Origin of the sequence: Peribacillus sp. NPDC097895, assembly GCF_050277555.1 — a bacterium.
In the GTDB taxonomy this organism is placed as follows: Bacteria; Bacillota; Bacilli; order Bacillales; family DSM-1321; genus Peribacillus.
In genome coordinates this window covers 1,212,922-1,226,727 of record NZ_JBNNSH010000001.1, presented here as the reverse complement: position 1 = coordinate 1,226,727, position 13,806 = coordinate 1,212,922, and the positions used below count along the sequence as shown (strand labels likewise).

Genomic DNA, 13,806 nt, shown 5'->3' with positions numbered 1-13,806 from the left:
ATTATAGTTCCCTTATCAGCCTGAAATTCTCATGTTTCAATCTTAATATTTTTATATGAAACAGTTTTTAATCATAGCATATTAACAACTTAAACGAAAAGGAGGAGCACATCATGATTGAAGTGTATATTGATGGTGCCAGTGCGGGCAATCCAGGTCCGAGCGGTGCAGGTGTTTTCATCAATAATAACGGAGTGGTCGAGCGGCATTCCATTCCGCTTGGAATGATGGAAAACCATGAAGCGGAGTACCATGCTTTAATTAAAGCACTGGAAATTTGTGTAGCCAATAAATATCAAGTGGTTTCTTTTCGGACTGATTCCCAAGCCATCAACCAGGCCATTGAAAAAAGATTTGCAAAAAATAAGTACGCCCCATTACTTGATCGAGCGCTTATCCTTTCCGACGAGCTTGAGTTATTTTTCATGAAATGGATTCCAAATCTCGAAAACAAGTCCGCTGATGAGTTGGCTAGGCGAGCGATACGATTAAATAAGATTGAGGAAGTCCATGAACAAGACAGCTGATATTTCATTATTATTCGTTGTATTTATCTGGGGTGTCACTTTTGTCATGGTTCAAAACGCCTTGTCATTTCTTGACCCCTTCACATTTAATGCAGTCCGTTTCTTCATGGCCTTAATTTTATTGCTCATCCCATATTCATTGACTTTTCGCAATAGGGGAAAGACTTGGAATAAAGGCCTTTTTAAAGCAGGAATTCATATCGGGGTTTGGCTTTTTCTTGGTTATGGTTTTCAAACGGTCGGATTGAATTATACAACACCAGCGAAGACGGGTTTCATAACGGGATTAAGTGTTGTCATGGTACCTGTTTTTTCTCTGTTGCTTTTAAAGCATAGGCTTTCCCGCAATACAGTATTGGGTGTTGCAGCCGCAACAGTTGGGCTCTATTTAATGACCTTCGCTGACAGGTCAAATTTGAACATCGGTGATTTACTGGTATTCTTATGCGCAATAAGTTTTGCCATGCAGATCATTACAACAGCTAGGTATGCCAAGACGCTTCCCGCTTTACCGTTGACGCTGATACAGATTTCTACCGTATCTTTATTATCCTTTGTTTCAGCCTTGATTTTCAAAGAGAATCATTCTGTCATCTTCAGCACGGAGGTCATGTTACAGAAAGACGTCTGGACTGCTTTACTTGTCACGGCAGCACTTGCGACGGCGTTCGCTTTTTTCGCTCAAACCTTTTTCCAAGCCTATACGACGCCTACAAGAGTGGCATTGATCTTTTCAATGGAACCTGTTTTTGCTGCTTTATCCTCATACATACTGATTGGGGAAAAATTGACTACCGCTTCCATCATCGGATGCGCATTCATTTTCTTGGGGATGATTCTTGCTGAGCTGCCTTCGAAGAAAAAGAAAACGATAACACAGGAGTTTTCTTGAAGATCTAAATAAATAAATCGGACTTCAAAATAACGAAGTCCGATTTATTTAAGCAACCCCTGTTCTTTTGCAAACAATACCGCTGCGCTACGTGTTTCTATGCCATTTTGTTTTAAATTTTCCAAAAAGGAGATATAAAAGCTACCATCAAAATTCTTCTGAACCTTCAAAGTCAATTCTATTGCTGCATTGACTAATATATCACTGGCGTCCGTGTAGCGCTTACCAAAATAAATAAAACCAATGGCGTCATTACCGAAAGTGAACCCCTTACCTTCTAAAAAACTAACATACTCTTCAGTTGATTTCCCCACTTTTTGCATCACTCCATCATTCTTGCCTTATTTTCATCTTACCGTAAATAAAAGATTTTGACTATCCATTTTTCGACAAAAAATTCACCCTGCAAATTAAAGGAGCTCCCTTTGGGAAGCTCCTCAGTTTGTAGACAAAAGGGGGGCGGAATAAAAAATTCCGTACCCTTTTTGAAATTCCTTTTGTTTTTTTGAGATTTGCACTCCCAATAGCCCTCTTTTTTTTATTGAATACATTACAATCTAGCACGAAGGGCAAAGGTAACACTTAAAATATTAATCGTAAATATAGTCTTTTTTGCCCAAAAAACCCTCTTTTGTGCGAGCACGTGGGGTAAATCCGTTGTAAATTCTTTTCCCAATAGATAGCTTGTAATGGCTGGGATTTTATTAGCTGGATCCGTGGCAAAGGCTTAGGGTTTTCCAACTTTCTGGCTGCCTCGATTTTACTAACCAAATGGTTCGTCGGCATCAGTTGTTCTAATGTAATCATTTAAAAATTAAAACAAAGTTGATTGGAACGGAAGGTACGAGACTCCTACGGGAAAAGCGCGTCTGCGGGAGACCCCGCAGGCGCAAGCCGAAGAGGCTCCCGGACCGCCCGCTGAAAGCGAGTGCCTGGAGGAAAATCAACGATTAAATTATAAAAGCAAAAAAAAACTGTAGGCAAACTCGATTTTCATCGAGTTTGTCTACAGTCTGAGGAGCTGCCCAAGGGAAGCTCCCTTTGTACCAATATTAAATCATACGCAGTAAAGCCCTGAATTCATGATCCCTTGCCAGACTTTTGACCTTCTCACGATCATACTGATAGACCGCTTCATCCAAAGAACATGAAACGGGTACGTCACATTTTATTTCTGCAAGTTGTCTGGATAAATGTAGCATATCGACGGCGGCTTCAATCTTAGCTCGCTGGCCATTCGTCAATGAAGCTACATTTTCAAGAATCCCTTCAATACTTTGGTACTGAATCAATAATTTCAACGCTGTCTTCTCCCCAATTCCTTTAACTCCGGGATAGTTATCAGCTGTATCACCCATTAGAGCCTTTAAATCGATCATTTGTCTTGGCGTGATCCCTTTCCACTCAAAAAAGCTATCGGGATTATGCACTTCATAATTACCATACCCTTTTTTCAACAAAAGTACGGAAATGTTTTCATCTATTAACTGGAGCATATCTTGATCGCCTGTCAAAATACCCACTCGGCTATGTTGGGCAGATGCCTTCGCAATCGTCCCGATACAGTCATCCGCTTCAAATCCGGAGAGCCCTATGTTCGGAATATCAAACGCTTCAACCGCTTTTTTCGCCAAGTCGAATTGAGGGATCATTTCGACTGGAGCTTCTGAACGATTAGCCTTGTATCCATCAAATAATTCATTACGAAAAGTTTTGCTGCCCATATCCCAGCAAACTGCTACATGACTAGGTGAAAAATGATTCACCGCCGTCAGCATATGTTTCAAAAATCCTTGAACGGCATTAGTCGGAATGCCTTTTGAGTTAATCATGAACTGACCAGTAACTGCCGTTGCATAAAAAGCTCTAAATAATAGCGCCATCCCATCGACAAGTATAAAGGAAGGATGCTGCTCATTTTCTTTCATTAACACATTATCACCTCTATCATGATGTACTTCCATTTTAACATACCTGTCCACTTTGTTAAGGGACGTTTAATTGGAAACAATATCAGTCAATAGGATTATCATCATAGGAAATCCAGTCACTGAAACTGCCAATATATATTCGAACATCTTTAAAGCCCGCTTCTTTCAAAGCGACGTAATTGGGAGATGCGGTTACACCTGACCCACAATATACAATGATTTCTTTACCCTTGCCGATGTCTGTGAAATTAGCCTGAAGATCTTCCTTTTTCTTATAATAGCCATTTTCCAGAACCTTCGTCCACACCTTATTGACTGCACCAGGTATATGTCCGGCTTTTTTATCAATCGGCTCCTCGATTCCCTCGAACCTTTTAGATTCCCTTGAATCGATTAATACGGTATCACCAGGCCTCTTCATTGTATAATCCTTCACTTTTTCATAAGATGCAAAAACGTTTTCATTCAAATCTATTTGATATTCTGTTGAAGTATACTCTTTTGGATTCGTGTCAATCGGGTAGCCCGCATCCTTCCAGGCCTGATATCCGCCGTTAAGTACATACACTTGCTGATGTCCGAGATAGCTCAGGAGCCAGACAAACCTCGAAGCAAAGGAGCCTTCCCCTCCATCATAAGCAACAAGTATCGTATCATTGGATATTCCCTTGGATTCCAGTTTATCTTTAAACGTTTTTAGATCAGGAAGAGGATGTCTCCCGCCATGTTCTTGAACATCCCCTGATAAGTCTTTTTCAAGATCGAAATAAACTGCACCGGTAATATGGTCTTTTTCGTATTCACTATACCCTACATCAGGAGAACCTAGCTTAAAGCGACAGTCACATATTCTGATATCTACTGAATTCACCAACGGCAACAGTTCTTCTTTTTCCATTATATACCCCATCTGTATTTCCCCCTATTTCATATTGATTAAGCAGCTTATTTATTTCATTCTTTAAGGAAAGTGATTTCCCTTCTAATAACGAAAGATTCTTTTCACTTTCCTTGTTGATTGTGCATCCTTCTTTTTGTTTAGCCCTAAATATACGTGCCATCCTCGTTATCAATTTGATCCATCAAATCTAAATCAACCAATTCACAACGGATTATTACCGTAAGACTGGAGGATTTAAATAAATCCCAGCCTTCGTATAAGCCTGCTTTCCATTGAATCACTTGAACGGGCTGCTCAACCTGAGGTATGTTTGTTTATCTTTATGAACATATAGGAAACCAAAAGAATGGCTGCCAGTAACAGCAGCCATCAATACGGTCATATTCTCTTGCTTTTCTAGGTATCTCAATCGAGAAATAAGGATTTCTTTCATGAATGGAACCTTGTTACTATTTCGAATGCATTTTTGCCAATTCCGCTACTGCTTTTTCATAATAAGGTATATCGACCTTTTCTTCCAAAGCTGCACGTAAACCTGCAAAGATATCCGCTATTTCCGTCTTATACTCTTCTTGAATCGCCAGTAACTCTTGATCAAGTACATCTTTATACATATCGAAAATCCGTTCACCCTGCTCTTTCACGAACACTAGGGCAGGTTCATCCAGACGCTTCTGAAGTCCTTCACTCATTTTCACTTTCTCATTTTTTTCAAAGAAAGACTTTGGATTTTTAAATAACGACAATTCCTTTTTGAATTCCCCCGTATCCAATTGGTCAAAAGCACCAGTAAATTCAAGGGACTCCCTATCATTTGGTTCATATGGCTGTAATGATAGTGTTTTTCTTACTTTTTGCATTTGCAAAAGCAAACCGCTTTGCTTTTCATTCAATAATTTATTTACGAACATTTCTGTCCTTAAGGCTGTCGCCCGCATTTCCTGGGCAAGGTCAAAGCCTACCGCACCCAATAGGTTATTAAGGGCTTGCTTGAGGACGATTTTCAGATCTCCTCCATCATCCTTTAAAACGGCTGGATTAAACGATTCTTTGAAGAAATCATTAAACCGGAAAAAGACTCGTTGTTTGCTATAGAAAGTCAATTCATCTATTTCTTTTTTCAAGCGTTGTTTTTCTGCATCTCCTTTTATGATGGAGAGAAGTTCCGTAATGGCTTGTGCCTCACCAGAAAGGGACTCCAGGGCTTTTCGTTTCGCTTTTTCATCCTGCTTGGAAGCTGTAATCACATCACGGAGCAGTTCTTCCGTTCTTTTTACAGCCGCTTTAGCTGATTCAATGGCAAGACCAGTTAAATCGTTTTCGATGAAAGAATCGAACTGGTTTTGGAATGCTGAAATTCCGCTATTCGGAAGGAACGAATGCTTAAATGAACCAGGCGTTTGTTTTTCCATCAACGCTCCTTTACTAGTAAGCGGGAACAGTTTTGGAAAACGGATACCGAATCCATTCAATTGATCTGTAACATAATCCATCACTTCGTCCAATTCATCAGTTGTTTGTGCAAGATCGACCGCATTGACAATAAAGAACATCTTATCCATGGCGAAAGAATCTTTCACACGTCCAAGCTGTATCAAGAACTCCCTATCTGCACGGGAAAATGGATGATTGTAATAGGTCACAAAAAGGATGGCGTCAGAATTCTTGATATATTCAAAAGCAGCGCCTGTATGACGGGCATTTATCGAATCCGCCCCTGGAGTGTCAACAAGCACCATCCCTTGTTTTGTCATTTCACAGTCATAACGTAATTCAATCAAATCAACAAGACACGACTTGGATTCTTCTGCAGCAAAACGTTTAAACCCTTCAAGATCAACGGTGACTACATTTCCTAAATCATTTTTGTGCAGGGGCATTCCTTGATGAAAAGCCCTAAGGAAGGATAAATGTGTTTTCCCTTTATCCACTTCCCCTGCTTTTTCAATGATTTGCCCTGCTAAATGATGGGCTTCATCCAGTGTCTTTGCTGATTTATCAAAAGCAGCTAAAGCCAGGCTTACATCTTCTAGCAACATTGCTTCTGTCTTTAATTTGACGGTTGCTGTGCCATGTGGATGCTCAGCGTCGGAAGACATGATTTTATTGATTGCAGCAGTGGTCGGATTAGGTGAAACAGGAAGGACGCTTTCTCCCATTAACGCATTGGCAAAGGAAGATTTACCCGCACTGAATGCTCCGAAAAGAGCAACCGTGAAAGTCTGCTGTTCCAAGCGTTTTGCCTTATCTGTCAATTCCTTGTAAAGTGACTGAAACCCTCTCAACGGTTGAATCAGCTTTGCCGCCTGCTGTAAACTCGTTGATGTTTCCATCAGCTTTTCCTTGCCGCGTAAATCAGGAGCATCCGATGAAGAAACAGTCACAGATGGTACAGCTTCCTTGTTTTCTTTATCGTGATCCGTCTCAGGGTGTACGTTGACGGGCATTGAAGTACTTCCTTCATCGGTATTCATGATTTTGACTGTAATATTTTTTTCTTCTTCGTTCCATTGTGTTAAAAGCATATCGATATCGCGTTCATCGACTAATGATTCAGTTTGGTTGGCAATGGCCTCAAATCGTTCCGTTTGGAACTCGATTTCCGCGTTCCATGCCGCAGTAACTTTAAGGGCTTCCGCAAATTCAGAAAAACCTTCAAGCTCCTTATCGATGGATATAGACTGCTGTTCCACCATTCCTTCCATAACGGCAACCACATTATTCAAAAATTCTTCTGAAATATCACGGGCTTTCTTTTTGATGGCTGAGGCCAAATCATTCGTGTAGTTTAAGACGTATTCACCAGTAATATCAACTTGAGGCTTCAAGGAGTTTTTTATGTAAGCTTCCGTTACCTCTATCTGAAGTGACTGAGCCTTACTTTCAAGTGCTGAATCATGGATTTCCGCTTGATTAAGTGTTTTAACCGCTAACTCCTTAAGATGCCATTCAAGCTGGGTTTTCACCTTTTCTTGTAAATCCGACAAGAACGCTTTGATACGTATCTCACGCTCGGCTTCCGTTTTTTTCTTGGCAAATAATAATCCCATTTTAAAATCCGGCTGTGCCGACTCCAAGAAAGATTCACCTAGGTCCCGTGTAGCCGCGGGCATGATGTACGCACTTTTCAAAATTGTTTCTAATGCATCTGCATATTGATCCTTGATACCCTCTATACGTCCAGTTAATGATTTTTTTTCTTTTAATAGGCTGTCCACTTGATTCGTCAGGTGAATTCGCTCTTCATGAGGAAGTTCTGCCAATACTTCAAAATCATCGGCATGTTCCTCTTCATACTGCTCCTTCAGCCAACTGAGATGCCTTTCCACAAGGGCATTAGCCGATTGCATGATGGCATCTTTCCCATCACTTTGACCTTTGCCTGCCATTTCATATATAAATTTCCGGACCACTTCTATTTCATTTTCGCTATTGTTCAAATCTCTTACAGACGTATAAAAGATCCCATCAGGATATACATTCCAGTTCGAAAATGCTTCAGAAACGGAGAGTTTGAAGTCTTGAAAGCTAAGCTCGTTCTCATCATGCTTATCAATCATATTAATAATTAAGTATGTCGGTTTTTCAGCCTCTAACAATTCTTTGGTGAAAAGGAAGTTCACTTCTGATTGTACGTGATTATAATCCATAACATAGAAGACGACATCTGCAAGATGCAAGGCAGATTCCGTAGATACTCTATGTGCATCATCTGTCGAATCGATTCCTGGCGTATCCATGATCGCACATGAATCCGGAAGCGAAAAATGCTTGGAACTTATTGTTATTGCCGATACTGAATCACCATCCTTGGCAAATTTCTTGACCTCTTTAAAATCATAAGGTGCAGGAAACAGGACAGGCGGCTGATTATGATAAAAGACTTTGGCATAATCTTCACCTTTTTGGACTTTAACCGTATTGGCACTTGTTGGAATAGGACTTGAAGGCAATACTTGATCATCAAGAAGAAAGTTGATCATACTTGATTTTCCAGCAGAAAAATGCCCGCAAAAAGCAATGATGAACTCCTCTTTATTCACTTTCATGATTAACTGTTTCAGTTTATCAGCATTGCCTGTATCACCTGCCGATTGAAATTTCTCATACATGGCAGTCAAAATCCCCAATTTAGACTGTTGTTTTAATGTTTCTTGAATCATGAATCCATACCCCTTAATCTATCGTCATTTTAATACTCTTATTGTAAACGATTTCGTTCATTATTCATACCGTCAGCTTTTAGTTTTACTATATGAATCTTTACAGGCCATGTTCAAAAAACCACTCAAGGTGGATTCAAATCGTTTGAATATACCTTGGTTATGAGTCTTGAATGCACAAAAAAAACCAGGTTGTTTACCTGGTTGTAGGGGTGGGATTAAATGCAGCTTGGCTTTCCACGGATGACTCTCTAAAAGTTTTTACTGCCTTTGCAGGTTTTTGAATATTTTTTAATACATGTTTCATCACAAAACTATATGTAGCGATTGTCAATATAATGAATAACCAGACCATTACATACACCATCCTCTTATATATTGGGTAGCTTTAAAGTTCATTAAAAAATTTATCGATATGTGATTGAGAATAATTTTCATCTTCATTTAGAATCTTATCACGAACGATAATCATTTTCAATAAGAAACTTAAATTTTTATTATTTTCCCTTAAAAACCACAGAATATTCCGTATGTTCTTTTAGTGCCTTCTCTTCAAGGGGAATTCTTACTGCCATCATCCATGCATTCAATAAACTAAAGATGATTGCTGTATAATATGCACTAAATAATAAGGAAATAACAATAATTTCGGTTGCTACTATAATATAGTTCGGATGTTTAAAATATTTATAAGGACCTTTAATGACTACCTCTGCATTAGGAACCACTATGATTTTTGTATTCCAATGTTTCCCCAATGAACTGATTACCCAGATCCTTCCTGACTGTGCAATCAGAAAAAGGGTCAGCCAAATCGGCCATAGACCAGCGATATTCCTTTCATACACGTTCACTTCAATGATGAGAACTATAAAAAAACTTAGGTGCATCAGTACCATCCATCTGTAATGGGACTTACCGTATTCTACGGCTCCGGCCACTTTCAGCTGTTTTTCATTTTGTTTGGCAATATATAATTCAACGATGCGCTGTAAGGCAATCAAAATAATGAAAATGGCGAACATCATCATTTCCACCTCATTAACACAAGTTCCGATGAAAATCCAGGACCCAATGCAGCCGCCAAGCCCAACTCACCTTCATTTCCACCGCGCTGCATGAATCTCTCCAAGACATACAATATGGTAGCAGAGGACATATTTCCATATTCCCTCAATACACTCATTGATTCCGCCGTCTTGCTTTCATCGAATCCCAGAGCTTCGTGATAAGCATCAATGACTTTTTTTCCACCAGGATGAGCGATGAAATCTTTTATATCCTGGAGTTCCAACCCATTCTCCATTAAAAAGTCTTGAACATTCGGTTTAAGCCACTCTTTGATGATTGTAGGGATATCTTTTGAAAAGACCACGTATAAACCTTGGTCTTTCACATCCCACCCCATTACATCCAAAGAATTCGGCATAAGCGTAGATTGGGAATCCAAAAATTTCAAATGACGTCCTTTTCTTGAAAACTGTTCACCTGGCACTTCATCACCGCAAACCAAAACACAGCTTACTCCATCAGAAAATAGGGAGGTTCCAATCAAGTTACTTTTGGAAATATCATTCCGTTGAAATGTCAAACTACATAATTCCACACTTAAGACAATGACCTTTGCGTTCGGGTATGCTTTGCAATATTCAAATGCACGCGATAGTCCACTCGCTCCCCCTGCACATCCGAGCCCCCAAATCGGAATTCTTTTGACATGCGGGTTAAATGGTAGCTCATTCATTATCCTGGCATCGATGGTCGGGGTAGCCATCCCCGTGCTTGAAATATAAAAAAAAGCATCTAGTTCATTTGCCTGCAGCTCGTTTTTTAAAAATTCTGTGTTTGCTAGACATTTTTCTATCGCCTCTTTCCCAAACTCGACCGCCTGCTTGATGTATAAATCATTCCGATCGGCGAAAGTATGCTCCTCTTTAAACCAATCAAGATCATTTGAAAAATAACGATTTTCTACTTGGCCATTCTTAAATGCCTTTAGTAATCTTTCAATATTCTTAAATGAAGGTCCGAATATTTCTCTCGAAAATTCCATTATTTTTTCCTGTGAAAGCAAATATGGGAGCTTTAAATGTGATGCAGATAATAAATATGGCATGAACCCACCCCTTATTATTCTTGATATGGTTAATATACCCACCTCAAACCCTTTTATGCTTTTTAACTTAATGGTTATATTTATTGATAAGTTGGTAACTTTTTTAATTTTTTTCCTTGAAAAATAGGTAATAAAACCTATTTTATTGTTAAAATAGAGAACATAACCATACAAACGGGGGAATGAATTTGGAAATCAACGCTATAATTACAAAAGTTTTAAACGGAACCATTCTGGCGGTCAAGTCCGTTCTTCCTTTCTCTTTAGACATTCAAAAGCCATCCCTCATTAGACAGCCTTTCGAACAGGAGTCCATTAGCGTCCTCATTGGGATGACAGGGGATATCCGTGGAAGATTAATCATTGAAGGTACAAACGGATGCATGAGCAAGATAGGTGAAAGCATGTTTGGCATGCCATTAGAAGGAGAAATGCTTGAATCTTTCGCTGCAGAACTCGGCAATATGCTGGCGGGCAATGTCGCCACCTCTTTAGCTAGAGAGGATACAATAATGGATATTACACCACCTACTGTCATTGTGGGCAAAACCAAAATGTATGGATTTAACGAAGCAATCCATATACCCATTTCAATGGATGGGGCAGGTACGATTCATATCATCTTAATGATGGAAATGTAGCCATAAATAATAACCCCCCTTACCTTAATAATCGGTAAGGGGGTGCTTTCATTCTTCCTTCTTTAATGTGGATTGATTTTGTACTTGAATAATGATATTTTGAAACTCCTCTTTTCCACACACTCTGCACCTGTACTCGTGACTTAATATGGTCCGACAATGTATACAATATTTTTTCTCCATCTCTATCACTACTTTCCTGAACTTATACTATCAATATATTCAAAAAGTGAAGAGAGTTTCCTTTTATCTGACAAAACCCCATTTCATGAAAAAATCATCAATCTCCGGGCAAATAAAAAAATGCCCCTATCCTCAATTATTGGAGGATCAGGGGACATCTATTAGGTGAATCTATCAAGTTTACCGAATCTATTCTTAATTAGGCTACATTTTGTCCCTCTATACGCTCTTCTTTTACTTTCCCTTTTATAGGGACGATGTTAAAGACGATATTCAAGAAAATGGCTGTCAAACTTCCGGCTACAATACCGTTTTCCGTTAAGATTTGAAAACTTTCGGGAATTTGGGCAAATACCTCGGGAACGACCGTTACCCCAAGGCCCATACCTACTGAACAAGCAATGATCAATAAATTTTCTTGGGAAGCAAAATCCACTTTGCTCAACATCTTAATTCCAGCGGCAATGACCATACCAAACATCGCAACCATTGCACCGCCAAGTACGGAGGAAGGGATAATGGTCGTGAATGCACCAATTTTCGGAACAAAACCAATGAAAATAAGGATACCTGCTGTCGTATAAATGACATTCCTTGTTTTAATGCCTGACAATTGAATCAATCCGACATTTTGTGAAAAAGCCGTATATGGAAACGCATTGAACAAACCGCCAATCATGATGGCAAGACCTTCAGAACGATATCCGCGAGCTAGATCGTCTTCTGAAATCTCTTTGTCCGTAATTTCACCAAGGGCATAATAAACACCAGTCGATTCCACCAAGCTGACGATCGCCACCAAGGTCATTGTAATGATCGGTGTAACGTGGAATGTCGGAGTGCCGAAGTAGAAGAAATGTGGCATGTGGAGCCACGTGGCACTGACCACTGAGCTAAAATCCACTTTTCCAAGGAAGAAAGCTACCAAAGTTCCGACTAACAGCCCCAATAAAATAGAAATGGAGCGTACGAATCCCGTTGAGAATTTATACATGAATATGATGAATAATAAAGTTCCAAACCCAAGAGCTACATTATTCAAGTCTCCGAAATCAGCAGCCCCTTGACCTCCGCCAAGATTGTTGATTGCAACAGGAATGAGCGTAATGCCAATAATCAAAACGACCGATCCAGTGACAATGGGCGGGAAGAACTTTGCCAGTTTTCCGAAGAATTTACTAATTAAAACGACAATAAATCCCGACACCAAAATAGATCCATAAATGGAGTTGATACCATATTGCGTACCAATTGCAATCATCGGGCTAACTGCTGTGAATGTGCATCCTAGGACGACCGGAAGCCCAATTCCAAAGAATTTATTTTTCCACACTTGCAATAAGGTTGCTATTCCACACATTAAAATATCAATCGATACTAAATAAGTTAACTGCGCTGCAGTCAATCCCAGTGCCCCACCGACAATCAATGGAATGACAATTGCGCCTGCGTACATTGCAAGAACATGTTGTAATCCTAAGGAAGCAACTTTCAATGGTGATTGATTAGACATTGACGGTTGCCCCTTCCTTTTCCTCAGCGAATGTTATCTCACCGAATTTCAACTTTGCAATTCGCGCAAGGGATTCCACATGAAACCCTTGTTCCCTAAGATCCTTACCACCACTTTGGAATGCTTTTTCAATAACGATGCCAATTCCCGCCACTTCTGCTCCAACCTGCTTACAGATATCCACCAAGCCCCGGGCTGCCTGTCCGACCGCAAGGAAGTCATCGATGATTAAAACCTTATCCCCAGCTTCAATATATTTATTGGAAACCGTAATTGTATTGGTTTCTTTTTTTGTAAAAGAATGAACGGACGCCGTCACTAAATCATCTGTTAAAGTAAGTGATTTACGTTTACGTGCAAAAATTAGAGGAACTTCCAATTCCAACGCAGCCATCAGACCAGGTCCAATGCCTGAAGATTCAATGGTCAGCACTTTCGTTATTTCCTTTTGTCCGAAACGTTTTACGAATTCTTTACCAATTTCTTTCATTAGCATAGGATCCATTTGATGATTTAAGAATGAATCTACTTTTAAAATGTCTTCTGATAAAGCTTGACCCTCGGACAAGATTTTTTCCTTTAAAAGTTGCATGAAGGTTCCTCCCAATCTTGGATGTTTATTGACCCATAAACCAGGCAATCGTTTCCCGGCAAATAAAAAAGCCCAGGAAACATTGCGGCACTTTTTTGGAGTGAAGCAATATTTCTTGGGCATGAATGAAAAATGAATGGGTAAAAACCGTCCATTATGCAACAAGATCCATTACTCACCCATAGTCGAATCATTTACGGTAATTCGGTAGAAACTTGCAGGCCATATCCCTGCGATTATACGAGTGAAACTTAATATTTTATTAATATATGAATTATAACAATGCTCGCCCCATTTGAAAAGGCATTTTTAACAAAAACCGAACTTTCACTTTGAATATGAAATAA

Annotated in this window: 12 protein-coding genes and 1 riboswitch; of the genes, 3 read left to right on the top strand and 9 right to left on the bottom strand. The window is 39.5% G+C overall.

The window, feature by feature from the left end; translation table 11 throughout:
• Positions 1–113 precede the first annotated feature (113 nt).
• The gene (locus ACQKMH_RS05910) at positions 114–527 is read left to right on the top strand and encodes a reverse transcriptase-like protein (protein WP_427586489.1); all 414 of its coding nucleotides are present in this window, start codon (positions 114–116) and stop codon (positions 525–527) included.
• Positions 511–1,419: a DMT family transporter gene (locus ACQKMH_RS05905; RefSeq protein WP_427586488.1), complete on the top strand. Its 909-nt coding sequence runs from the start codon at positions 511–513 to the stop codon at positions 1,417–1,419. The genes ACQKMH_RS05910 and ACQKMH_RS05905 overlap by 17 nt, the downstream gene beginning before the upstream one ends.
• A gap of 44 nt (positions 1,420–1,463) precedes the next feature.
• Here ACQKMH_RS05905 and ACQKMH_RS05900 read toward each other — a convergent pair whose 3' ends face one another.
• The 7 genes from ACQKMH_RS05900 to ACQKMH_RS05870 form a co-directional block, all read right to left on the bottom strand.
• Entirely contained in the window at positions 1,464–1,742 is a 279-nt protein-coding gene (locus ACQKMH_RS05900) for a DUF6123 family protein (protein ID WP_427587522.1), read from the bottom strand.
• Positions 1,743–2,471: 729 nt separating this feature from the next.
• Positions 2,472–3,347: a 5'-3' exonuclease gene (locus tag ACQKMH_RS05895; protein WP_427586487.1), complete on the bottom strand. Its 876-nt coding sequence runs from the start codon at positions 3,345–3,347 to the stop codon at positions 2,472–2,474.
• Positions 3,348–3,432: 85 nt separating this feature from the next.
• Complete coding sequence (locus ACQKMH_RS05890; RefSeq protein ID WP_427586486.1) at positions 3,433–4,260, bottom strand: sulfurtransferase; 828 nt, start codon at positions 4,258–4,260, stop codon at positions 3,433–3,435.
• A gap of 134 nt (positions 4,261–4,394) precedes the next feature.
• Positions 4,395–4,532 carry a hypothetical protein gene (locus ACQKMH_RS05885; protein WP_427586485.1) on the bottom strand — a complete coding sequence of 46 codons (138 nt, stop codon included), beginning with the start codon at positions 4,530–4,532 and terminating at the stop codon, positions 4,395–4,397.
• A gap of 168 nt (positions 4,533–4,700) precedes the next feature.
• The gene (locus ACQKMH_RS05880; protein WP_427586484.1) at positions 4,701–8,414 is read right to left on the bottom strand and encodes a dynamin family protein; all 3,714 of its coding nucleotides are present in this window, start codon (positions 8,412–8,414) and stop codon (positions 4,701–4,703) included.
• A 497-nt stretch (positions 8,415–8,911) separates the two neighbouring features.
• Positions 8,912–9,445 carry an isoprenylcysteine carboxyl methyltransferase family protein gene (locus ACQKMH_RS05875; RefSeq protein WP_427586483.1) on the bottom strand — a complete coding sequence of 178 codons (534 nt, stop codon included), beginning with the start codon at positions 9,443–9,445 and terminating at the stop codon, positions 8,912–8,914.
• Entirely contained in the window at positions 9,442–10,530 is a 1,089-nt protein-coding gene (locus ACQKMH_RS05870) for a type III polyketide synthase (protein WP_427586482.1), read from the bottom strand. Before ACQKMH_RS05870 ends, ACQKMH_RS05875 begins: the two co-directional genes overlap by 4 nt.
• A gap of 182 nt (positions 10,531–10,712) precedes the next feature.
• Here ACQKMH_RS05870 and ACQKMH_RS05865 point away from each other — a divergent pair, with 182 nt between their 5' ends.
• Positions 10,713–11,171 (top strand): chemotaxis protein CheX, encoded by a 459-nt coding sequence (locus ACQKMH_RS05865; RefSeq protein ID WP_427586481.1) that lies wholly within the window; start codon positions 10,713–10,715, stop codon positions 11,169–11,171.
• Between the two features lie 382 nt (positions 11,172–11,553).
• Here ACQKMH_RS05865 and ACQKMH_RS05860 read toward each other — a convergent pair whose 3' ends face one another.
• Together ACQKMH_RS05860 and ACQKMH_RS05855 are read right to left on the bottom strand one after the other, a co-directional pair.
• The gene (locus ACQKMH_RS05860; protein WP_427586480.1) at positions 11,554–12,867 is read right to left on the bottom strand and encodes a nucleobase:cation symporter-2 family protein; all 1,314 of its coding nucleotides are present in this window, start codon (positions 12,865–12,867) and stop codon (positions 11,554–11,556) included.
• Positions 12,860–13,459, bottom strand: a complete 600-nt coding sequence (locus tag ACQKMH_RS05855) for a xanthine phosphoribosyltransferase (protein WP_427586478.1) — start codon at positions 13,457–13,459, stop codon at positions 12,860–12,862. The genes ACQKMH_RS05860 and ACQKMH_RS05855 overlap by 8 nt, the downstream gene beginning before the upstream one ends.
• Before the next feature lie 162 nt (positions 13,460–13,621).
• A riboswitch (purine riboswitch) is annotated at positions 13,622–13,723 on the bottom strand.
• Positions 13,724–13,806: the final 83 nt, after the last annotated feature.